At 70.5% G+C, this 21,888-nt stretch carries 21 protein-coding genes; 14 read left to right on the top strand and 7 right to left on the bottom strand.

Annotated features, from left to right (window positions below):
* Nucleotides 1-19: 19 nt before the first annotated feature.
* Nucleotides 20-340 carry an MTH1187 family thiamine-binding protein gene (locus FBY35_RS11035; protein ID WP_142213625.1) on the bottom strand — a complete coding sequence of 107 codons (321 nt, stop codon included), beginning with the start codon at nt 338-340 and terminating at the stop codon, nt 20-22.
* Nucleotides 337-681 carry a DUF3817 domain-containing protein gene (locus tag FBY35_RS11040; protein ID WP_142213626.1) on the bottom strand — a complete coding sequence of 115 codons (345 nt, stop codon included), beginning with the start codon at nt 679-681 and terminating at the stop codon, nt 337-339. Before FBY35_RS11040 ends, FBY35_RS11035 begins: the two co-directional genes overlap by 4 nt.
* A 162-nt stretch (nt 682-843) precedes the next feature.
* On the opposite strand from FBY35_RS11040, the gene FBY35_RS11045 reads away from it, so the two are divergent.
* The 4 genes from FBY35_RS11045 (at nt 844) to FBY35_RS11060 (ending at nt 3,525) form a co-directional block, all read left to right on the top strand.
* Complete coding sequence (locus FBY35_RS11045; protein ID WP_142213627.1) at nt 844-1,482, top strand: AIM24 family protein; 639 nt, start codon at nt 844-846, stop codon at nt 1,480-1,482.
* Entirely contained in the window at nt 1,482-2,132 is a 651-nt protein-coding gene (locus FBY35_RS11050) for an AIM24 family protein (RefSeq protein ID WP_142213628.1), read from the top strand. The genes FBY35_RS11045 and FBY35_RS11050 overlap by 1 nt, the downstream gene beginning before the upstream one ends.
* The gene (locus FBY35_RS11055) at nt 2,129-2,911 is read left to right on the top strand and encodes an AIM24 family protein (protein WP_142213629.1); all 783 of its coding nucleotides are present in this window, start codon (nt 2,129-2,131) and stop codon (nt 2,909-2,911) included. The genes FBY35_RS11050 and FBY35_RS11055 overlap by 4 nt, the downstream gene beginning before the upstream one ends.
* Before the next feature lie 137 nt (nt 2,912-3,048).
* Entirely contained in the window at nt 3,049-3,525 is a 477-nt protein-coding gene (locus FBY35_RS11060) for a MarR family winged helix-turn-helix transcriptional regulator (RefSeq protein WP_142213630.1), read from the top strand.
* A gap of 69 nt (nt 3,526-3,594) precedes the next feature.
* Here FBY35_RS11060 and meaB read toward each other — a convergent pair whose 3' ends face one another.
* Nucleotides 3,595-4,548: a methylmalonyl Co-A mutase-associated GTPase MeaB gene (gene meaB, locus FBY35_RS11065; RefSeq protein WP_142213631.1), complete on the bottom strand. Its 954-nt coding sequence runs from the start codon at nt 4,546-4,548 to the stop codon at nt 3,595-3,597.
* A gap of 24 nt (nt 4,549-4,572) precedes the next feature.
* The gene (locus FBY35_RS11070) at nt 4,573-5,781 is read right to left on the bottom strand and encodes an acetyl-CoA C-acetyltransferase (protein WP_142213632.1); all 1,209 of its coding nucleotides are present in this window, start codon (nt 5,779-5,781) and stop codon (nt 4,573-4,575) included.
* Nucleotides 5,782-5,927: 146 nt separating this feature from the next.
* Between FBY35_RS11070 and mce the strand changes: the two genes are divergently transcribed.
* The 8 genes from mce (at nt 5,928) to FBY35_RS11110 (ending at nt 16,378) form a co-directional block, all read left to right on the top strand.
* Nucleotides 5,928-6,356 carry a methylmalonyl-CoA epimerase gene (gene mce / locus FBY35_RS11075; protein ID WP_142213633.1) on the top strand — a complete coding sequence of 143 codons (429 nt, stop codon included), beginning with the start codon at nt 5,928-5,930 and terminating at the stop codon, nt 6,354-6,356.
* 166 nt (nt 6,357-6,522) lie between these two features.
* A complete protein-coding gene (scy, locus tag FBY35_RS11080; RefSeq protein WP_142213634.1) occupies nt 6,523-10,482 on the top strand; it encodes a polarized growth protein Scy in 3,960 nt (1,319 codons plus the stop codon).
* 114 nt (nt 10,483-10,596) lie between these two features.
* The gene (locus tag FBY35_RS11085; RefSeq protein WP_142213635.1) at nt 10,597-11,535 is read left to right on the top strand and encodes a cellulose-binding protein; all 939 of its coding nucleotides are present in this window, start codon (nt 10,597-10,599) and stop codon (nt 11,533-11,535) included.
* 119 nt (nt 11,536-11,654) lie between these two features.
* Nucleotides 11,655-12,635, top strand: coding sequence for an ABC transporter ATP-binding protein (locus FBY35_RS11090; RefSeq protein WP_142213636.1), 981 nt, complete (start codon nt 11,655-11,657; stop codon nt 12,633-12,635).
* 3 nt (nt 12,636-12,638) lie between these two features.
* Nucleotides 12,639-13,418, top strand: coding sequence for an ABC transporter permease (locus FBY35_RS11095; protein WP_142213637.1), 780 nt, complete (start codon nt 12,639-12,641; stop codon nt 13,416-13,418).
* A complete protein-coding gene (locus FBY35_RS11100) occupies nt 13,411-14,343 on the top strand; it encodes a hypothetical protein (RefSeq protein ID WP_186356907.1) in 933 nt (310 codons plus the stop codon). The genes FBY35_RS11095 and FBY35_RS11100 overlap by 8 nt, the downstream gene beginning before the upstream one ends.
* Entirely contained in the window at nt 14,340-15,530 is a 1,191-nt protein-coding gene (locus FBY35_RS11105; RefSeq protein WP_142213638.1) for an ABC transporter ATP-binding protein, read from the top strand. The genes FBY35_RS11100 and FBY35_RS11105 overlap by 4 nt, the downstream gene beginning before the upstream one ends.
* Nucleotides 15,527-16,378, top strand: a complete 852-nt coding sequence (locus FBY35_RS11110; protein WP_142213639.1) for an ABC transporter permease subunit — start codon at nt 15,527-15,529, stop codon at nt 16,376-16,378. The genes FBY35_RS11105 and FBY35_RS11110 overlap by 4 nt, the downstream gene beginning before the upstream one ends.
* 22 nt (nt 16,379-16,400) lie before the next feature.
* On the opposite strand, the gene FBY35_RS11115 is transcribed toward FBY35_RS11110, so the two are convergent.
* Complete coding sequence (locus FBY35_RS11115; RefSeq protein ID WP_142213640.1) at nt 16,401-16,733, bottom strand: ATP/GTP-binding protein; 333 nt, start codon at nt 16,731-16,733, stop codon at nt 16,401-16,403.
* Nucleotides 16,734-16,946: 213 nt separating this feature from the next.
* On the opposite strand from FBY35_RS11115, the gene FBY35_RS11120 reads away from it, so the two are divergent.
* Complete coding sequence (locus FBY35_RS11120; protein WP_142213641.1) at nt 16,947-17,978, top strand: LLM class flavin-dependent oxidoreductase; 1,032 nt, start codon at nt 16,947-16,949, stop codon at nt 17,976-17,978.
* Nucleotides 17,979-18,061: 83 nt separating this feature from the next.
* Here the strand turns inward: FBY35_RS11120 and FBY35_RS11125 are convergent, their stop codons facing one another.
* Nucleotides 18,062-18,454 (bottom strand): SCO5389 family protein, encoded by a 393-nt coding sequence (locus FBY35_RS11125; RefSeq protein WP_142213642.1) that lies wholly within the window; start codon nt 18,452-18,454, stop codon nt 18,062-18,064.
* Between the two features lie 253 nt (nt 18,455-18,707).
* On the opposite strand from FBY35_RS11125, the gene nucS reads away from it, so the two are divergent.
* A complete protein-coding gene (gene nucS, locus FBY35_RS11130) occupies nt 18,708-19,370 on the top strand; it encodes an endonuclease NucS (protein ID WP_186356908.1) in 663 nt (220 codons plus the stop codon).
* Nucleotides 19,371-19,440: 70 nt separating this feature from the next.
* Here nucS and FBY35_RS11135 read toward each other — a convergent pair whose 3' ends face one another.
* On the bottom strand, nt 19,441-21,834 hold the full coding sequence (locus FBY35_RS11135) for an ATP-binding protein (RefSeq protein WP_142213644.1): 2,394 nt from the start codon (nt 21,832-21,834) through the stop codon (nt 19,441-19,443).
* Nucleotides 21,835-21,888 lie beyond the last annotated feature (54 nt).

Here is a 21,888-nt window from a genome sequence, read left to right on the forward strand (position 1 = left end):
CCGAGTGGTCATATGGCGGTCAGCCCTGTCTCGCTCTTCGGTCCTCCGGCGCGCAGAGGTGGCGTTCCACCGTCTCGACCTTGGAGGTGAGGCCGTCGGTGACGCCCTGCCTGATGTCCGCCTTGAGGACGACGGAGACGCGCGGGGCCCTGGCCTCGACCGCGGCGACGGCGCGTTTGACGACGTCCATCACCTCGTCCCAGTCGCCCTCGATCGAGGTGAACATCGCATCCGTGCGGTGGGGAAGACCCGATTCGCGTACGACTCGGACGGCGTCGGCGACGTACTCACCGACCTCCTCACCGACGCCCAGAGGCGTGACGGAGAAAGCGACGATCATGCGTTCACCTTGCCCTCGCGCCGGGCGCGGGCGGCGATGACCTCGTCATCGGCCGCGCGCCTGAGCCTGCGCTCGGCGACGAAGCCGCCGAAGGGGAGGACGGACAGTACGAAGTAGAGCGCCGCCGTCTTCAGGTCCCACTTGGTGCGCTTCCAGGCGTCCAGCCAGAAGAGCACGTACAGGATGAAGAGCACGCCGTGGATCGCGCCCATCACCGGGACCGCGTTGAACTCCGTGGTGCGCTTGAGCACCGAGCAGACGAGCAGCAGGAGGAAGGAGACGGCCTCCGGGGCGGAGACCAGGCGGAGGCGGTGGAGGGAGGAGGCGGTCTTGATGTCCACGGGGGCACCTTCGGTGGAGGGGTCTGTCACGGGCCTAGCTCTTGTGAACGCATGCACAAGCTTCGGCCCATTGTGGCACCCCCTCGCCCCTCCCCTTTCTCAGGGTGCAGATCCTCCTCAAGGACCCTGTTCGTGCCGGGTAGCGCCCGATAACGTCACCCCGTGGCAACGTTCCGACTCCAAGGCAGCAAGGTGCTCGCCGTCGACATGACAGGCGACGCCGTCAAAGCGAAGAACGGCTCGATGGTCGCCTACGACGGCCAGATGGCGTTCAAAAAGATGTCCGGCGGCGGTGAGGGCATCCGCGGGATGGTCACCCGCCGTCTCACCGGCGAGCAGATGGTGATGATGGAGGTGAAGGGGCAGGGCACCTGCTTCTTCGCCGACCGGGCCTCCCAGATCAACCTGGTGAACCTGCACGGCGACAAGCTCTATGTCGAGGCGAGCAATCTGCTCTGCACCGACGCCGGGCTGCGTACCGGGACCACCTTCACCGGGCTGCGCGGCGGCGCGACGGGCAACGGCCTGTTCACCACGACCGTCGAGGGCAACGGCCAGGCGGCGATCATGTCGGACGGCCCGGCCGTGGTACTGCGGGTGACGCCCCAGTACCCGCTCTCCGTCGACCCCGGTGCGTACATCGCGCACCAGGGCAATCTGCGGCAGGACTTCCAGTCCGGCGTGAGCTTCCGGACCTTCCTTGGCGAGGGCGGCGGCGAGGCCTTCCAGATCCGCTTCGAGGGTGACGGTCTGGTGTACGTGCAGCCGAGCGAGCGGAACACCATCGGAGGGGACGTCTGATGCCGTTCCGCGAAGTCAACTCAAAAATGGTCGAGGCGACGGTCGTCCCGGGCCAGAAGATGTTCAGCCAGCGCGGCGCGATGCTCGCGTACCGCGGTGAGGTCTCCTTCACGCCCAACATGCAGGGCGGCCAGGGCGGACTGGCGTCGATGATCGGGCGGCGGGTCGCGGGCGAGGCGACTCCGCTGATGACCGTCGAGGGCAACGGCACGGTGATGTTCGGCCACGGCGGCCATCACATCCAGGTGATCCAGCTGACCGGCGAGACGCTGTATGTCGAGGCGGACCGGCTCCTCGCCTTCGACGGGACGCTGCAGCAGGGCACGATGTTCATGGGCTCGCAGGGCGGGGTCATGGGCATGGTGCGCGGGCAGGTCACCGGACAGGGCCTGTTCACCACGACCCTCAAGGGTCATGGCGCGGTCGCCGTCATGGCGCACGGCGGAGTGATCGAGCTCCCGATCACTCCGGGCCGGGCGGTCCATGTGGACCCGCAGGCGTATGTCGCGCACCACGGCGACGTACGCAACAAGCTCTCCACCGCGCTGGGCTGGCGCGACATGGTGGGGCGCGGCTCGGGCGAGGCCTTCCAGCTGGAGCTGAGCGGCAGTGGCGCGGTGTATGTACAGGCCTCGGAGGAGAAGCTGTGACCGGTCCCGTCGTCTTCGACCCGATGACGTTGCCGAGCGACGACAACGTCAACGCATACACCTTCTGCGTGGAGCTCAAGGGCAGTCAGTGGTTCCTGCAGAAGGGGAAGATGATCGCCTATTACGGGCGCATCGACTTCAACGGCATCGGCCACGGCCGGCTCGACCACCTGCTGCGGACCTCTTTCCACTCGCCGCTGCACGCCGGCGAGTGGGTGGTGGCGGAGGGCAGCGGCAAGATGCTGCTCGCCGACCGTGCCTTCGACGTCAACTCCTACGACCTGGACAACGGGAACCTGACGATCCGGTCCGGGAATCTGCTCGCCTACCAGCCGACGCTGGCGCTGAAGCAGTCGATCGTGCCGGGCTTCCTCACCCTGATCGGTACGGGGAAGTTCGTGGCCGCATCCAACGGTCCCGTGGTCTTCATGGAGCCGCCGATCCGGGTGGATCCGCAGGCGCTGGTGGGCTGGGCGGACTGTCCCTCGCCCTGCCACCACTACGACCACGGCTATATGACCGGGCTGATGGGCGGTCTGCGGGCGATGACGGGGATCGGCGGGGCGTCGGGCGAGGAGCACCAGTTCGAGTTCGTCGGCGCCGGGACGGTGCTGCTGCAGTCGACCGAGGTACTGATGGCCGAGACGGCGACCGGGGCGGTGCCCGCACAGGCTGGGGTTCCCGGCTCTCACCCCGCGGGCGGAGCCCCAGGTCAACACGGGTCAACGCCTCGCCTCCCCGGTCAGCTGGGGGACCTCCAGCGTCGCTTCGGCCTGTGAGCGGTAGTCTGCGGAGTGTGACGTCGAACGCCTGCACCTTTATTCGAGCTGATCGAGCGGTGCCATGTGCCCGCCGGTGCCGGGCGTCACACCCCCCGACTTCGTCCGCATTTCAACTTCTTAGGTAGAATCCATATATGGAGACCGAGACGGCCACACGCTGGCTGACCGATGACGAGCAGTGCGCCTGGCGCACTCACCTGGACGTCAGCCGGCTGCTGATGCACCAGCTCGAGAAGGACCTCCAGCCGTTCGGCCTGACCAACAACGACTACGAGATCCTGGTCAACCTCTCGGAGTCCGCCGACCGGCGCATGCGAATGAGCGACCTGGCCACGGCCACGCTGCAGTCCAAGAGCCGCCTCTCGCACCAGATCACCCGCATGGAGAACGCCGGTCTCGTCCGCAGGGAGAACTGCGAGTCGGACCGGCGCGGGCTGTACGCGGTACTGACCGAGCAGGGCACGCAGACCATGGAGAAGGTCGCGCCGCACCATGTCGCGTCCGTACGCAAGCACTTCATCGATCTGCTGACCTCGGACGCGCTCGCGGATCTGCGGGACTCGCTGTCGCCGGTGGCCGAGCACCTGCGCGGGCACCGGGGCAAGCCGTAGCTTCCGGCAGAGCGTCAGGCGCCGGGGCGGGGACCGTATCCGAAGTACGGCCCGCCCCGGGCCCGTTCACTACTCCGTGAGGCCGGCCACCAACTCGTCGGCCGCCCGGTAGGGGTCCAGCTCACCGGCCACAATCCGCTGGGCCAGCGCCCCCAGCCGACGGTCGCCGTGCAGATCCCCGATGCGTCTGCGCAGCGCCGTCACCGCGATCGCCTCCACCTCGCCCGCCGCGCGCTGCGCCCGGCGCTCGCCGAGGACGTCGTGCTCCTCCATCCACGCACGGTGCTTCTCCAGCGCCTCGACCACCTCGTCGATGCCCTCGCCCCGCGCCGCGACCGTCTTCACGATCGGCGGGCGCCAGTCGCCGGGCCCGCGCGCCTCGCCGAGGCCCAGCATGTGGTTCAGCTCGCGGGCCGTCGCGTCGGCGCCGTCCCGGTCCGCCTTGTTGACGACGTAGACATCGCCGATCTCGAGGATGCCCGCCTTCGCGGCCTGGATGCCGTCGCCCATCCCGGGGGCGAGCAGCACGACCGAGGTGTCGGCCTGGGAGGCGATCTCCACCTCCGACTGGCCGACCCCGACCGTCTCGACGAGGATCACGTCGCAGCCCGCCGCGTCCAGGACGCGGATCGCCTGCGGCGCGGCCCAGGCAAGCCCGCCCAGGTGCCCGCGCGTTGCCATCGAGCGGATGTAGACGCCCGGGTCGGACGCATGCTCCGACATCCGGACCCGGTCGCCGAGCAGCGCCCCGCCCGAGAAGGGTGAGGACGGGTCGACGGCCAGGACGCCGACCCGCTTGCCGGCCTTCCGGTAGGCCGACACCAGCGCCGAGGTGGAGGTGGATTTACCGACGCCGGGCGAGCCCGTCAGGCCCACCACGTACGCGCCTCCGGCGAGCGGGGCCAGCGCCGCCATCACCTCGCGCAACTGCGGGGACGCCCCCTCGACGAGTGAGATCAGCCGGGCCACGGCCCGCGGCCGGCCCTCCCTCGCCTGGGCAACCAGTTGGGGGACGTCCACCATGTGAGCGCTCCTTGCTTACGTGGCTTACTTGCCGTTGCCCGGGACGCGGACGATCAGCGCGTCACCCTGTCCGCCGCCGCCGCACAGCGCGGCCGCACCCACGCCGCCGCCCCGGCGCTTGAGCTCCAGCGCCAGGTGGAGGACCACCCGCGCGCCGGACATGCCGATGGGGTGGCCGAGCGCGATCGCACCGCCGTTGACATTCACCTTTTCCGGGGATACCCCGAGATCCTTCATTGACTGCACGGCGACCGCGGCGAATGCCTCGTTGATCTCGATGAGGTCGAGGTCCTCGACGCCGATGCCCTCCTTGCTCAGCGCGTGCCGGATGGCGTTGGACGGCTGCGACTGGAGGGAGTTGTCGGGCCCGGCGACGTTTCCGTGCGCGCCGATCTCCGCGATCCACTCCAGGCCCAGCTCCTGGGCCTTGGCCTTGCTCATCACCACGACCGCCGCGGCGCCGTCGGAGATCTGCGAGGACGTACCGGCGGTGATGGTGCCGTCCTTGGCGAAGGCGGGGCGCAGCTTGCCCAGCGACTCGGCCGTGGTGTCGGCGCGGATGCCCTCGTCCTTGCTGAAGATGACGGGGTCGCCCTTGCGCTGCGGGATCTCGACGGGCGTGATCTCGGCCTCGTAGATGCCGTTCTTCTGCGCGGCCGCCGCCCGCTGGTGGGAGAGCGCGGCGATCTCGTCCTGCTCGGGGCGGGCGATGCCGAGCCGGGTGTTGTGCTTCTCCGTGGACTCGCCCATGGCGACGTTCTCGAAGGAGTCGGTGAGTCCGTCGTACGCCATCGAGTCGAGCATCTCGATCGCGCCGTACTTGAAGCCCTCGCGGGACTTCGGCAGCAGATGCGGCGCGTTGGTCATCGACTCCTGGCCGCCGGCGACGACGATGTCGAACTCGCCGGCACGGATCAGCTGGTCGGCCAGCGCGATGGCGTCGAGGCCCGAGAGACAGACCTTGTTGACGGTGAGCGCGGGCACGTTCATCGGGATGCCCGCCTTGACGGCGGCCTGGCGCGCCGGGATCTGGCCGGCCCCGGCCTGCAGGACCTGGCCCATGATCACGTACTGCACCTGATCACCGCCGATGCCCGCCCGGTCCAGCGCCGCCTTGATGGCGAAGCCGCCGAGATCGGCGCCGGAGAAGGACTTGAGCGAGCCGAGCAGGCGTCCCATGGGCGTACGGGCGCCCGCGACGATCACTGAGGTGGTACCGGTCGTTCCTGACATGAGGCACGATCCCCTTCCAGCGCGCAGCTGAGGAGTGAACGAGGGTTTACTTCAAATGTACTGAGCGGTACGCCCCCAGGTCACCGGGCGGCCGGTGTGATCGCGCGCACGTTGCGTAACCACCGCCGGGGCGCTGCACTGGGGGAATGCTGACGCGAATCGACCACATCGGGATCGCCTGTTTCGACCTCGACAAGACTGTTGAGTTCTACCGGGCCACCTACGGCTTCGAGGTGTTCCACACCGAGGTCAACGAAGAGCAGGGCGTGCGCGAGGCCATGCTCAAGATCAACGAGACGTCCGACGGCGGCGCCTCCTACCTCCAGCTCCTGGAGCCCACCCGCGAGGACTCCGCGGTCGGAAAGTGGCTGGCCAAGAACGGTGAGGGGGTCCACCACATCGCCTTCGGCACCGCCGACGTCGACGGTGACGCGCAGTCCGTCCGCGACAAGGGGGTGCGAGTTCTCTACGACGAGCCGCGTATCGGCTCCATGGGCTCCCGTATCACTTTTCTCCACCCCAAGGACTGCCACGGCGTGCTCACCGAACTCGTCACCTCTGCAACGGAGCACTGACCTGAGGATTCCCGGCCCGGTAGAGTGGGCGATTCCGGGCCGGGGCCGGGTCGGGGCCGCGCCGCGTCCCCTCCGTTGATCTGTCACCATTCCCCGGGGGGCCGTTCGCCGGCGAACGGTGCTCGTACGGAGACAGTTGCGACCAGGGGACGGATGGGACCGCGCAGTGCGGGGCTACGAACGCCAGGAGAGCCACCGAGCTGACGACGACCACCTTTCGCGGTTCGAAGCCGAGATGGACCGGCTGAAGACCGAGCGGGAGAAGGCCGTCCAGCACGCCGAGGACCTCGGCTACCAGGTCGAGGTGTTGCGCGCCAAGCTCCACGAGGCTCGGCGCGCTCTCGCGTCCCGCCCTGCCTACGACAGCGCCGACATCGGCTACCAGGCGGAGCAGCTGCTCCGTAACGCCCAGATCCAGGCCGACCAGCTGCGCACGGACGCAGAGCGCGAACTGCGCGAGGCCCGCGCCCAGACCCAGCGCATCCTCCAGGAGCACGCCGAGCACCAGGCCCGTCTCCAGGCCGAGCTGCACTCCGAGGCGAACCAGCGCCGCCAGCGCCTGGACCAGGAGCTGGCCGAGCGCCGTCAGACCGTCGAGGCGCACGTCAACGAGAACGTCGCCTGGGCCGAGCAGCTGCGCGCCCGTACCGAGTCCCAGGCCCGCCGGCTGCTCGAGGAGTCCCGCGCCGAGGCAGAGCAGTCGCTTGCCGCGGCCCGCGCCGAGGCCACCCGGGTCGCCGAGGAGGCCCGCCGGCGGCTCGGCTCCGAGGCAGAGTCGGCCAGGTCCGAAGCGGAAGCGATCCTTCTGCGCGCCCGCAAGGACGCCGAACGGCTGCTGAACGCCGCGTCGAACCAGGCTCACGAAGCCACCAGCCATGCCGAACAACTGCGCTCGTCCACCACTGCCGAGTCGGACCAGGCCCGCCAGCAGGCCGCCGAACTGAGCCGCGCCGCCGAGCAGCGGATCCAGGAGGCGGAGGAGAAGCTGCGCGAGGCCCGCGCGGAGTCCGAGAAGGTGCTGGCCGAGGCCAAGGACTCGGCGGCCAGGCAACTGGCGTCCGCCGAGTCCGTCCAGGAGCAGCGCACCCGCACCGCCAAGGCGGAGATCGCCCGGCTGGTCGGTGAGGCCACCACCGAGGCCGAGGCGATCAAGGCCGAGGCCGAGCAGGCGCTCGCGGACGCCCGCGCCGAGGCGGAGAAGCTGCTCGCGTCCGCGGCCGAGAATGCCAAGACGGTCGCGGCCGAGGACTCTGCCGCGCAGCTCGCCAAGGCGGCCCGAACCGCCGAAGACGTCCTGAACAGGGCCTCCGAGGACGCCAAGGCCACCACGCGCGCGGCGGGCGAGGAGGCCGAGCGCATCCGCCGCGAGGCCGAGGCCGAGGCGGACCGCCTGCGCGGCGAGGCCGCCGAGCAGGCGGACCAGCTCAAGGGCGCGGCCAAGGACGACACCAAGGAGTACCGCGCCAAGACCGTCGAACTGCAGGAGGAGGCACGCAGGCTGCGCGGCGAGGCCGAGCAGCTGCGGGCCGAGGCCGTCGCCGAGGGCGAGCGGATCCGCGGCGAGGCCCGCAAGCAGGCCGTCCAGCAGATCGAGGAGGCGGCCCGCACCGCCGAGGAGCTGCTGACCAAGGCGCGGGCCGACGCCGACGAGATGCGTTCGGCCGCGACGAACGACAGCCAGCGCGTCCGCACCGAGGCGATCGAGCGCGCCACCACGCTGCGCAAGCAGGCCGAGGAGACGCTGGAGCGCACCCGCGCCGAGGCGGAGCGGCTGCGCGCCGAGGCCGAGGAGCAGGCGGAGACCGTCAAAGCCGCCGCCGACCGGGCCGGGGAGGAGCTGCGCGAGGAGGCGGAGCGCGCTGTCGCGGCCCGCCAGGCCGAGGCCGCGGAGGAGCTGACCCGGCTGCACAGGGAGGCCGAGTCCCGCCTCACCGCTGCCGAGGAGCATCTGGCCGAGTCCCGCGGCGAGGGCGAGCGGATCCGGCGCGAGGCCGCCGAGGAGACCGAGCGGCTGCGTACGGAAGCGGCCGAGCGGATCCGTACGCTCCAGGAACAGGCCGAGCAGGAGGCCGAACGGCTGCGCACGGAGGCCGCTGCGGACGCTTCGGCCACCCGCGCAGAGGCCGAGAACATCGCGGTACGGCTGCGCAGCGATGCCGCAGGCGAGGCCGAGCGCCTCAAGAACGAGGCGCAGGAGAGCGCCGACCGGCTGCGTGCCGAGGCCGCGGCCGCCGCCGACCGGATCGGCGTCGAGGCCGCCGAGGCGCTGGCCGCCGCCCAGGAGGAGGCGAGCCGCCGGCGCCGGGAGGCCGAGGAGATCCTCGACTCCGCGCGCGGCGAGGCGAACCAGGAGCGCGAGCTGGCCCGTGAGCAGAGCGAGGAGCTGCTCGCCTCGGCCCGTAAGCGGGTCGAGGAGGCCCAGACCGAGGCGCACCGCCTCGTCGAGGAGGCCGACCGCCGCGCCACCGAGATGGTCGCCGCGGCCGAGCAGACCGCCCAGCAGGTACGTGACTCCGTCAACGGCCTCCAGGAGCAGGCCGAGCAGGAGATCGTCGGCCTGCGCTCGGCGGCCGAGCACGCGGCCGAGCGCACCAGAACCGAGGCGCAGGAGGAGGCGGACCGGGTCCGCGCCGACGCGTATGCCGAGCGGGAGCGGGCCGCCGAGGACGCGGGCCGGCTGCGGACGAGGGCCCAGGAGGAGACCGAGGCCGCAGGCGCGCTCGCAGAGCGGACCGTTTCGGAGGCGATCACCGAGTCGGACCGGCTGCGTGCCGACGCCGCCGAGTATGCGCAGCGGATGCGTACGGAGGCGTCGAACGCCGTGGCATCGGCCGAGCGGGACGCCTCACGCGCCCGTGCCGAGGCCCGTGAGGACGCCAATCGCATCCGCTCCGACGCCGCCGCCCAGGCCGATCTGCTCATCGGCGAGGCGGCGAGCGAGAGCGAGCGGCTGCGGACGGAAGCGGCCGAGGCGCTGTCCGGCGCGGAAGCGGCCTCGACCCGGCTGCGAACCGAGGCCGAGCAGGTCAAGGCGCAGGCCGAGGCCGAGGCCGAGCGGCTGCACGCCGGCATCCGGGCCGACGGCGAGCAGATCCTGGACGAGGCCCGCGAGGCGGCCGACAAGCGCCGCTCCGACGCCGCGGCCCAGGCGGACCAGCTCCTCGCCGAGGCGACCGGGGAGGCGGAGCGGCTGCGTGCCGAGGCCGCCGACACGGTGGGCTCCGCGCAGCAGGCCGCCGAGCGCATCAAGTCCGAGGCCCAGAAGGTCAAGGCGGATGCCGACCGGGCGGCGGAGCGGATGCGCGCGGAGGCCCGCGAGGAGGCCGACCGTACGCTCGACGAGGCCCGGGTGGCGGCGGCCAAGCGCCGCGCGGATGCCGCTGAGCAGGCCGACCAGCTCGTCAACAAGGCCCAGGAGGAGGCGCTGCGCGCGGCCACCGAGGCCGAGGAGCAGGCCGACGCGATGGTGGGCGCGGCCCGCAAGGAGGCCGAGCGGCTGGTCGCCGAGGGGACGGTCGAGGGCAACACCCTGGTGGAGCAGGCCCGTACGGACGCGGACGAGCTGCTCGTCGGCGCGCGCCGGGACGCCACCGCCATAAGGGAGCGCGGCGAGGAGCTGCGGGCCCGGGTAGAGGCCGAGATCGAGGAGCTGCACGAGCGCGCCCGCCGGGAGACCTCCGAGCAGATGAAGACGGCCGGCGAGCGCGTCGACCAGCTGGTGAGGGCCGCGACCAAGCAGCAGGCCGAGGCGGAGGCGAAGGCCAAGGAGCTGCTGGCCGACGCCAATTCGGAGGCGAGCAAGGTCCGGATCGCCGCGGTCAAGAAGGCCGAGGGCCTGCTCAAGGAGGCGGGCCTGAAGAAGGCCGAGCTGATCCGCGAGGCGGAGCGGATCAAGACGGAGGCGCAGTCCGAGGCCGACCGTCTGGTGGACGAGGGCAAGCGGGAGCTCGATGTGCTGGTCCGCCGGCGCGAGGACATTCAGGCCGAGATTTCCCGTGTTCAGGATGTTCTTGAGGCGCTGGAGTCTTTCGAGGCGCCGTCCGGGGGTAGCAAGGAGGGCGGCGGCGTGAAGGCAGGTGCCACAGCTGGGGTTACACGTTCGAGTGGCAAGCCTTCCGAGAGCTAGCCACTCAAAAGGCTGGACATTCTCCAGATCAAACGGGCATCCGCTCGATGACACGCCGCTTTGACCCCTAGGATTCCCCCTAACACCTCACCGGTCTCATTCGACAGGAACCCCATGAGCGACACTTCCTCCCCCTTCGGCTTCGAGCTCGTGCGGCGTGGTTACGACCGCGGTCAGGTGGATGACCGCATTACCAAGCTCGTCGCCGACCGTGACAGTGCTCTGGCCCGAATCACCTCTCTGGAAAAGCGCATCGAGGAGCTCCACCTCGAGACGCAGAACGCCCAGGCCCAGGTCAACGACGCGGAGCCGTCGTACGCCGGTCTCGGTGCGCGCGTCGAGAAGATCCTCCGCCTCGCCGAGGAGGAGGCGAAGGACCTGCGCGAGGAGGCCCGCCGCGCGGCCGAGCAGCACCGCGAGCTCGCCGAGTCCGCCGCTCAGCAGGTGCGCAACGACGCCGAGTCGTTCGCCGCCGAGCGCAAGGCCAAGGCCGAGGACGAGGGCGTCCGTATCGTCGAGAAGGCGAAGAGCGAAGCCTCGACGCTGCGCGGTGAAGCGCAGAAGGACGCGCAGTCCAAGCGCGAAGAGGCGGACGCGCTGTTCGAGGAGACCCGCGCCAAGGCCGCCCAGGCCGCCGCGGACTTCGAGACGAACCTCGCCAAGCGCCGCGAGCAGTCCGAGCGCGACCTGGCTTCGCGTCAGGCCAAGGCCGAGAAGCGCCTGGCGGAGATCGAGCACCGCGCCGAGCAGCTGCGTCTGGAGGCCGAGAAGCTGCGTACGGACGCGGAGCGCCGGGCCCGCCAGACGGTGGAGACCGCTCAACGCCAGGCCGAGGACATCGTGGCCGACGCGAACGCCAAGGCCGACCGGATCCGCAGCGAATCGGAGCGCGAGCTGGCGGCGCTCACCAACCGCCGCGACTCGATCAACGCGCAGCTGACCAACGTCCGCGAGATGCTGGCCACGCTGACCGGTGCGGCCGTCGCCGCGGCCGGCAGCCCCGCCGACGACGAGCCGATCTCCCGCGGCGTCCCGGCGCAGCAGACCCGCTGAGTCCGGCTTCGCCCCTCTGCGGTACGCCTCCGAGTGCCCGGCGCCCTTGCGGCGCCGGGCACTCGCGCGTATCCGCAATTGCGGTGGCGCGGGCCACCACGCACCTTTAGCGTGGCCGCATGATTGAGCTCGAGGGCCTCACCAAGCGCTTCGGCAGTCTGACCGCGGTCGATCATCTCTCCTTCACGGTCCGGCCGGGTGTGGTGACGGGCTTCCTCGGCCCGAACGGCGCGGGCAAGTCGACGACGATGCGGATGATGCTCGGCCTCGACAACCCGACCAGCGGCACGGTCCGGATCGACGGCAGGCACTACCGCGATCTCCAGGAGCCGCTGAAGTACGTCGGGGCGCTGCTGGACGCCAAGGCGATGCACGGCGGCCGCAGCGCGTACAACAACCTCCTGTGTCTTGCCCAGTCGAACCGCATCCCCGCATCCCGTGTCTCCGAGGTTCTGGACACGGTCGGGCTGACCTCGGTGGCGAAGAAGAAGTCCAAGGGCTTCTCGCTCGGTATGGGCCAGCGGCTGGGAATCGCCTCCGCGCTGCTCGGTGATCCGGAGATCCTGATGTTCGACGAGCCGGTCAATGGCCTGGACCCCGAGGGAATTCACTGGATCCGCAACCTCATGAAGACTCTTGCGTCAGAAGGACGCACGATCTTCGTCTCCTCGCATCTGATGAGCGAAATGGCGCTCACCGCGGACCACTTGATCGTGATCGGGCAGGGGCGACTTCTGGCCGACACGTCGATGGCGGATTTCATCCACCAGAACTCCCGGAGTTATGTACGGCTTCGCTCCCCGCATCAGGAGCGGCTGCGCGATCTGCTGTACGCGTCGGGATTCGTCGCCGTCGAGGCGGGCCACGGCGTGCTGGAGGTCGACGGCGCCACCACCGAGCAACTGGGCGAGCTGGCCGCCCGGCATCAGGTTGTTCTCCATGAGCTGAGCGCCCAACGTGCCTCGCTGGAGGAGGCGTTCATGCAGATGACAGCGGGTTCGGTGGAGTACCACGCGCATTCGGCGCACGATGCGCCGCCCCAGGAGGAACCACCGGGTCCTCAGTGGGGCCAGAGCTACCAGAGCAGCAAGGGAGCCTGACCCATGGCCTCGGTACCCGCGGTCCTCCAGTCCGAGTGGACCAAGATCCGTACGGTCTCCTCGACCACCTGGACCCTGGTGAGCGCGTTCGCCGTCACGGTCGCGATGGGCGCGGCGCTCAGCGCGCTGCTGAGGTCGACCTTCGACGATCTCTCCCGCGAGGAGCAGCTCACCTTCGATCCGACGTTCATCAGCTTCTCCGGGATGATCCTGGGGCAGCTGGCGATGGTGGTCTTCGGGGTGCTCGTGGTCGGCACGGAGTACAGCTCCGGGATGATCCGCACCTCACTGGCCGCCGTACCGCAGCGCGCCACCTTCCTCTTCAGCAAGATCACGGTGGCGACGGCACTGGCGCTGGTGGTCGGCCTGGTGACGAGCTTCCTCTCCTTCTTCCTGGGGCAGGCGCTGCTGGGCGATCACCGTACGACCCTCGGCGCGGAACATGTCCTGCGCGCAGTCGTCGGCGGCGGGCTGTACATGGGCCTCATCGCTCTGTTCTCGATGGGCGTGGCGACGATGCTGCGCAGCTCGATGCTCTCGCTGGGCATCCTGATGCCGTTCTTCTTCCTGGTCTCGCAGATCCTCGCGTCCGTACCGAAGGCGAAGACGGTCGCCCGCTATTTCCCCGACCAGGCCGGGTCCAAGATCATGCAGGTGGTCCCGGACGCGATGGGCAGCGACAAGGCTCCCTACGGGCCCTGGGGCGGACTGGGGATCATGGTTCTGTGGGTGATCGCCGCGCTGATCGGCGGTTATCTGGTGCTCAAGAAGCGAGATGCGTAAGGATCGCCCCGCCCCGGCACCGCTCCTGGAACCCCTGAGCTATCCGGGCCGGCCGGTCACCGCGCCCTCGCTGCTCCTCGGCGGCGGGCTTCTGCCGCTGTATGTACGCGGGACGCGGCTCGGCGACTGGTACGTCGAGGAGGAGACGCGGCAGCAGAGCCTGGACGACGCGCTCTGCGACCTCGGCGGGGCGGTGACGGGTCGCCGCACCCCCGTCATCGCGGTCGGCTCCAACGCATCGCCGGAACAGGTCCGGTACAAGCTCACACGGCTCGGCGTTCGGTCGATCCTGCCGATGGTGCCCGTGCTGGTGCGCGGCGTCCGTGTCGGCTGCTCGGGACACATCAGTCCGGCCGGCTATGTCGCGAGGACGCCGTACGCAGACCGGGACGCGGCCACCGTCCTCGTCGTCTCGTGGCTGGATTCCGCTCAGCTGGAGGCCATCGACAGCACAGAACTCGCCAACTTCCGGCGGGCGATGCTGCCCGGTGACGTGTTCGAGATGACGATGCCCTCCGGCGAGCGTCTGGACGGCGCGTACCTCTACGTCAGTGCGCACGGCGTCCTCCTCGACCCGGACGGCATGCCCCGGCCCTGCGACGGCGACCAGTCCGCACTGCTCGCGGCACTTCTTGGGGCTTCGCCCCGGCTGCGTGAGCTGCTGGGACCCGACCCGGCGGCCTGGGTGAGGAAGGCGAGAGCCGACCGGGCAGTGCGCGAGGCCGGGACACAGATCTTCGGGGACGAGGGATGGGTACGGCCGCTGACGGACTTTGTGCCGTGGACGACTCGCTCCCCTCGAAACCATAGCGTTACCGCTTGGCCGGAACCGTCAAGGTCCGGATACCCTCCTAGCTCTTACGGGGGCGTACGGCCGGAGGGCCTCTGCCCCGACGATCCGAAAGCCGATGGGGCTGCAGAATGATCGAGGCAGTCGGCCTGACCAAGCGCTACGGCGCCAAGACGGCCGTGTACAACCTTTCCTTCCAGGTGCGGCCCGGCGCCGTCACGGGTTTCCTCGGCCCCAACGGCGCCGGCAAATCGACCACCATGCGGATGATCCTCGGGCTCGACCAGCCCACCGAGGGCCAGGTGACGATCGGCGGCCGCCCCTTCAGGCAGCTGCCCAACGCGCCTCGCCAGGTCGGCGCCCTGCTCGACGCCAAGGCCGTCCACGGCGGCCGCAGCGCGCGCAACCATCTGCTCTCGCTGGCGCAGCTGTCCGGCATCCCGGCCCGCCGGGTCGACGAGGTGCTCGGGGTCGTCGGTCTCCAGGACGTCGCCAAGAAGCGCTCCAAGGGCTTCTCCCTCGGTATGGGCCAGCGGCTCGGCATCGCGGCCGCGCTGCTCGGCGACCCGCAGGTCCTGCTCTTCGACGAGCCGGTCAACGGCCTGGACCCGGAAGGCATCCTCTGGGTCCGCAATCTGATGAAGACACTTGCGTCGGAAGGCCGTACGGTCTTCGTCTCCTCGCACCTGATGAGCGAAATGGCGCTCACCGCCGACCACTTGATCGTGATCGGGCGCGGGCAGCTGCTCTCGGACATGAGCGTCAAGGACTTCATCTCGCACAACTCCGCGGACTTCGCCCGGGTACGTACGCCGCAGACCGAGCCGCAGCAGCGCGAGAAGCTCTCGGCCGCGCTCACCGAGGCGGGCGGACAGGTCATGCCGGAGCCGGACGGCGCGCTGCGCGTGACCGGACTGCCGCTGCCGAAGATCAGCGATCTCGCGCACTCCGCGGACGTGAGGCTGTGGGAGCTCTCGCCGCACCAGGCCTCGCTGGAAGAGGCGTACATGCGGATGACGCAGGGCGCGGTCGACTACCGCTCGACGGCTGACCAGAAGTCCGGGCTGATGCAGCAGCAGCCGATGGGCTACGGCCCGCCGGTGCCGCAGATCCCCGAGGTGCCTCAGGAGGGCTGGTACGCCCCGCCGCCGCCCCAGCCGGGACAGAATCCCTACGCCGCCGCGCCCACGGCTCCCGGTGCGCCCGGCGGTGCGCCGGCTCCCGCCGCCCCGCCCGTCGTACCCCCGGCCTCCCCCAGCCTTCGGCCGGGGGGACCCCCGCCTCGCTCCGCCGACCTGACCAAGCCCGAGGACGCCCGATGACCACCCCGTACCAGCAGCAGGCGACGTACCAGCAGCACGGCGCGCCCGCCGGGACGTACTCCTCGCCGATTCCCGTGCGCAGTGCCCACATCGGTGACGCCCTCGCCTCCGAGTGGACCAAGATCCGTTCCGTACGCTCCACGATGTGGACGCTCGGCGTCATGATCGTGCTGATGATCGGCATCGGCTTGCTGTCCGCGGTGGCGGTCGACAAGTCCGACGCCGATCTGGGTGACCAGTCGCCCCTCGTCCTCGGCTTCTACGGTGTCCTGCTCGGCTCCATCTGCGTGGTCACCCTGGGCGTGCTGACCATCGCGTCCGAGTTCGGCACGGGCATGATCCGCACGACGCTGACGGCGTGCCCCGGCCGTGCGCGGGTGCTCGCCGCCAAGGCGATCGTCTTCTTCCTTCTCGTCTTCACCCTGACCACGGTGCTCGCAGGACTCGTCGCCGCGCTGCAGAACAGCATCGTCACCACCGGCCGTGAGGCGGACGGTGAGGAGTGGTTCCGCGCAACGGTGGGAGTGGGCCTGTTCATCGCCGTCCTCGGGCTGCTGGCCCTCGCCGTCGGCACGATCATCCGGCACTCCGCGGGCGCGATCACCATCATGATCGGCGTGATGCTGCTGCCGCTCGTGGCGGCGATGTTCATGTTCTCGCCGACGCTCGAGGACGTGCGGCAGGCCCTGCTGGACTACGCGGTCCCGAGCCTGCTCGTCGCGTTCTACAGCGAGGGCGCGCTGACCGACACCGGCCCGACCGGCTGGACCCCACTCGGGATCCTCCTCGGGGTGACGGCCGTGGCGATGGCGGGCGCGTTCTTCTCGCTCCAGAAGCGCGACGCCTGACCGTCCGGCCTCCGACCGCTCTTCAGTACCTGGGCGCGTTACGGGACCGCTGCACCCGCGTGGTGCGGCGGTCTTTCGCGTTCCAGCAGGCCTTGTGCCAGTGCCGCCGGTCCTCGACTCCGCCGCCGTGCTCCGGCCAGGCGACCACATGGGGCACCCCCGAGGGGATCTCCTGGTCGCATCCCGGACAGCGATACCTCTTGCCTGCGGCACTTGCGCCCGCGACATGGCGGACCGACCAGTTCTCACCCTGCCAGGACTCGCTCCGGCCGAGGCCGCCGTACCTCTCGCCCGGCTCGCCGGCAGGCTCGGTCGGCTTCTCGCCGCCTCGGGGGCGGTTGCGGCGCGGGGACACGTGACACCTCACGGGGCAAGTCAGGACAGTTCCCCTCCAGCCTACGGGCCGCGCCCATGGGTACACGTACCACACGGCGCGAGACGGTGGCACCCACAAGGGGCAGTTACCGGAAAATCGCAACAACTTCACGATTGGCCGTGCCTTTGGCACGTGTCAGACGTTGTTGCCGGTAGGGGGAGTGACGCGTCGGCCGCAAGGAGGCAATAGGCGATGCGCGTGGGAACTTTTGTACTGGCGGCCCAATTCCCGGGCCAGGGGCAGGGGGAGGCTCTGCATCGAGCGGTGCGGTCCGCCGAGGTCGCGGAGGAGTCCGGGCTCGATTCGGTCTGGCTCGCGGAGCACCATTTCGTGCCGTACGGCGTGTGCCCGTCGGCTGTGACCCTCGCCGCCCTGCTGCTCGGCCGCACCCGGCGCATCCGCGTCGGCACGGCCGTGAGCGTGCTGCCGAGCGCCCATCCAGTGGCGCTGGGCGAGCAGGCGGCGCTACTGCATCTGACGAGCGGAGGCAGGTTCTCCCTCGGCGTGGGCCGCGGCGGCCCCTGGGTCGATCTGGAGGTCTTCGGCACAGGTCTCGCCGCGTACGAGAGGGGCTTTCCCGAGTCCCTGGACCTGCTGCTGCGCTGGCTGCGCGAACCCCGTGTCGCCACCCGGGGGGAACGGTTCACCTTCCGCGAAGTCCCGGTCGTACCAAGGCCGGACGAGCTGATCGACGGCCCCGCCGGGGGCCCCGAGGTGATCGTCGCCTGTACGTCCCCGAAGAGCGTGAAGCTCGCCGCCGAACGCGCAGCGCCGATGCTGCTCGGGATGCACTGCGGCGACGAGGAGAAGGCGGACATGGTCGCACTCTGGCGAACGCACGCGCTCGCCGCGGGACATCCGCCCGAGAAAGTCCACGGCGCCGGACATGTGTCGGCCGGAGTGGCCCAGATCGAGGACCGCTCGGCCGACGCCACGGAGACTCTGGTCAAGGCGATGCCCGGCTGGCTCAAGCAGGGCCTGGACGCCCATGTGACGGTCGACGGGCGCCACCGCGCCATGCGGGACCCCGTGGCATACACGGAACTGCTGTGCGGGCTGCACCCGGTGGGCCCGCCACGGCTCGCAGCGGACCGGCTCGCGGCCACCGCGGAACGGACAGGGATCACCCGCTTCGCCCTGCTCGCCGAGGGCTCCGGCGACCTCGCCGCCACCGAGGAGAACGTGCGGCGGCTCGGCACGGAAGTGCTGCCCCTTCTCGGCTGACCCTGCGTTCGTTGCCGCACGGGAGGTGCTGCCGCTCCGGCATCTGTAGCACCTCCCGCGATGCGGAGCGGCAGCAAAAGACTTCAGCAGTCGCGCAGTTCGGGCGACTGGTTGAGCAACTGGGCCCGTACGGAGGTGAAGCGGGCAAGCCGTTCATCGACCGAGGAGTCCAGCGGGAACACCGCGACGCGGTGGCAGTTCTGGAATGCCAGGCGCACCCCGAAGTGCCGCTGGAGCGCACCGCGAATGGCGTCACTCGCGAGCGCGCGCAGCAGCTGACCACGTGCCTGCTCGTCCGGCGGAGGCGTCTGGTTGTCGGCGAAGTCGCCGCCGTCCACCTTCAGCTGAGCCACCAGAGAACTGATCATCTCCCATGCGAAGGGCAGGGAGGTCCGGACGCAGTCGACGAATGCAGCTTCATCGACCTCGCCTCGCTCGGCCTGTTCCAACAGCGCCGGTGAGACGTCGAGCGACATGGGTTCTCCTCTCGCGACCCCGGTGAACGGGGTCTTACGGGCAGGGAAGGAGGCGACGGACAACGACGCCGTACGAACGACGCACGACGACGCAGAGTGCACGACCGACAACCTCCTGCTTCCACGGTAAGTGCGCCGTCCGGAGGGCACCAGGAGATTGGGAGCACAACCGGCCACTAACGAACAGGGCGAAATGTGGGCGACGGGTGGGAGAATCGCGCGCACCCGCGTACGTCGAGTAGCGTTGCCGACCATGCGTCTTGTCATCGCCCGCTGCTCCGTGGATTACGCGGGCCGGCTCACCGCCCACCTGCCCTCCGCTGCCCGTCTGATCCTGGTCAAGGCGGATGGCAGCGTCTCGATCCACGCGGACGACAGGGCGTACAAACCCCTGAACTGGATGTCCCCTCCATGCACGCTCAAGGAGGGTGACGACAGCGTCTGGACCGTCATCAACAAAGCGGGCGAGAAACTGATCATCACGATGGAGGAAATCCTCCATGACTCCTCGCACGAACTGGGCGTGGACCCCGGCCTGATCAAGGACGGCGTGGAGGCGCATCTGCAGGAACTGCTCGCGGACCGCATCGAAACGCTGGGCGAGGGCTACAGCCTGATCCGGCGCGAATACCCCACGGCCATCGGCCCGGTGGACATCCTGTGCCGCGACTCGGACGGCGCGACGGTGGCCGTCGAGATCAAGCGGCGCGGCGAGATCGACGGCGTCGAACAGCTCACGCGCTACCTGGAACTGCTCAACCGGGACCCGCATCTGGCGCCGGTGAAGGGCCTGTTCGCGGCGCAGGAGATCAAGCCGCAGGCACGGGTGCTGGCGACGGACCGCGGGATCGGGTGCGTGGTGCTGGACTACGACGCGCTGCGGGGCATCGAGGACGACAAGCTCCGGCTGTTCTGAGGCCGCCTGAGATTGCGGCTACGGCCCCGGAGGGCGAGGCCGTCCGGGGCCGTGGTGCGTGCCGATCCTGTCAGATGACGGGTGCGCTGCCGGAATCCGAGGGAGCGGAGCTGCTGGTCATCGGGGTGCTGGCCGAGCTCTCGCCGCCCGAGGACGACGACGTGGACGGCGTCGGTGTGGGTGAGGGCGAGGTGGGCGGAGTCGTCGGTGTGCCCGGCTGCGAGGGTGTGGTCGACTTGGTTGGCGTCGGCTTACTGGTGGGCCGAGGCGGATTACCCGATGTCGTCGGCTTCCCCGGTGTCGACAGCCCCGACGACGGCCCTCCGCCCGGCGTCGACGCGTCACCCGTCGGCGAACTCGTCCCGGGCGTCACCGGGTCCGGCTTCTTCGGGTCGTCCGCGGGTGCGCCGCCCGGGCTGGTCGAACCGTCCGCGGGCTCGTCCACGTCCAGGCCGTTGCTGCCGTCGTCCTCGTTCGCCGACTGGCCGTTCCTGACCTTGTTGCTCGGTGGGTCCCGGTGGTCCGAGGTCGCCCCGAGCGTCACCACCGTGCCGAGCACGGCGGCGAGCAGTGCGCCCGCGCCCGCGGCGATCAGGTTGCGCCGTGCGCCGCCGAAGACGGTGAGGCGGCGGCCCGGCTTCGCGCCTCCCCCGGACGGCGTCTGCCGTGCCAGCAGCGTCGCGGGCTCCTCTTCGTCCTTCGCCCCTCCGATGCCGCGGCCGAGCGACAGCACGGGCGCCGGTACGCCTCCGTGCGGCGTCGCCGACTGTTCGGCCGTTACCTCATCGACCGCCGGGGTACGTGCGGGGGCAGCTCCGCCGGAGCGGTCCTCGACGAGCGCGAGCGCCCTGCGCCCCGCGACGGTGCCGCGCTTGTCGGAGAGCGCGCCGCGCATGCCGATGGAAGTCTCCAGTTCGGCGCGCGCCCGGTCCAGGTTTCCGGTGCAGAGTGCGAGGACGCCCAGCTCATGGTGGAAGTACGCCTCTTCGGCCACCTCGCCCGTGATACGGGCGGCTTCGGAGCCTGCCCGCAGGGCCCGCTCCCAAGCGCTCCAGTGCAGGCCCGCCGCAAAGGCGGGTCCCGCGCTGCGGGCGAGCAGTACGGCCGCGCTGGGGTGTCCGGCTTCCTTGCCCGGCACCAGCATGCTGAGCGCGGCGAGGACGGCGTCGGCCTCGGCCACCGCCCGCTCCGGGGTGACGGACGGGTGCCCGGCCCACCAGGCGTAGTGCTGGGCGGCGGTGTGGGCATGGGCGGCCGCCTCGTCGGCGTAGCCCTTCTCCGTCAGCTGCGCCAGCACACCGGACGCGAGCCGGTAGCGCGAACCGACCGGCGTAAGCAGGCCGCAGCTCATCAGCTCACCGAGCGCGGCGTCCGCGTGGGTGTCCCCGACGAGCGCCGGCAGATGCGCCTGGTGCGGGACCTCACCGCCCAGCGCGACCGCGAAGCGCAAGGTCTCGCGGGCGGACTCGCTCAGCCGGGAGGCGAGCCGGGCAGCGGGGGCGGCCCCCTCCCCCAGCGTCGGCAGCGGTACCTCGACTTCCTGGACGCCGTCGAAGGGCGTGCAGTCGTCGAGGGTCTCCGGGTCCGGGCGCAGGCTGTCGCACTGGCGCAGCAACGCGCCCGCCTGGACGAAACGCAGCGGCAGGCCCTCGGACTCGAACCAGAGGTCGCCCGCCCAGTTCGACTCGTCCTCGGTGAGCGGCCGCTCCACGGTGCGCTGCAGCAGCTCCAGCGAGGCGCTTCGGCCCAGTCCGGCGAGGACGACCTCTTCGAGGTGCGAGTCCGCCTCGGGTGCGGCGACGTCGGGTGTGACCGCGACCAGGAAGGCACACTCGGGCGCGGCGTCGAGCAGCTCGCCGAGGGCTGCGCCGCCGAACTCCAGGTCGTCGAGGACGACGATCGCGCCGATGTCCTTGACGTGTCCGAGCAGTGCGGCACGGTCCGGCCGGTAGCGGGAGGCGCTGTGGACGGCGGCGAACAGCTCGTGGAGCAGCTCGGCGGGGGTGCGGTGATGGCCGCTCAGGCGTACGACCCCGTCGGGCGCGACGTTCGCGCAGTCCTCGGCGACGATGTCGAGCAGGGCACTGCGCCCGGAGCCCGCGGGCCCGGTGAGCCGGACCGAGCGGCCGTGGCCGAGCAGCCGTACCAGCCGCTCGCGCTCCTCACCGCGCTCCAGCAGCGGGAGCCGCGGCGCGGCAGGCCCTGCCGGTACGGGCGGCTGAGCCGCGCGCTGCCGCTCGGTGCGCTCGGCCTCACTGTGCCGGCCCGGCCGGGTGGGCAGCTGCCCTGGCGGGCAGGGCTCTATCTCGCTGCCGTCGACGGGATTGACGGTGAGCAGGAAGTCGCCCGCGACGAGCTGGACGGTGCGCGCGGGCGCGGGCGCCGACTTCTTGAAGTCCGGGGCGCCGGTGTCGCGCGGGGGCCGGGCCTGGCCCGCGCCATCGCCGAAACTGTCGTTGTTCATGGTCCTAGCCCCCCAGATGCGCTTCGCTGAGCTTCGTCCCCGCCGGGGTTGTGT

The sequence above is a fragment of the Streptomyces sp. SLBN-118 genome, assembly GCF_006715635.1.
GTDB lineage: Bacteria > Actinomycetota > Actinomycetes > Streptomycetales > Streptomycetaceae > Streptomyces.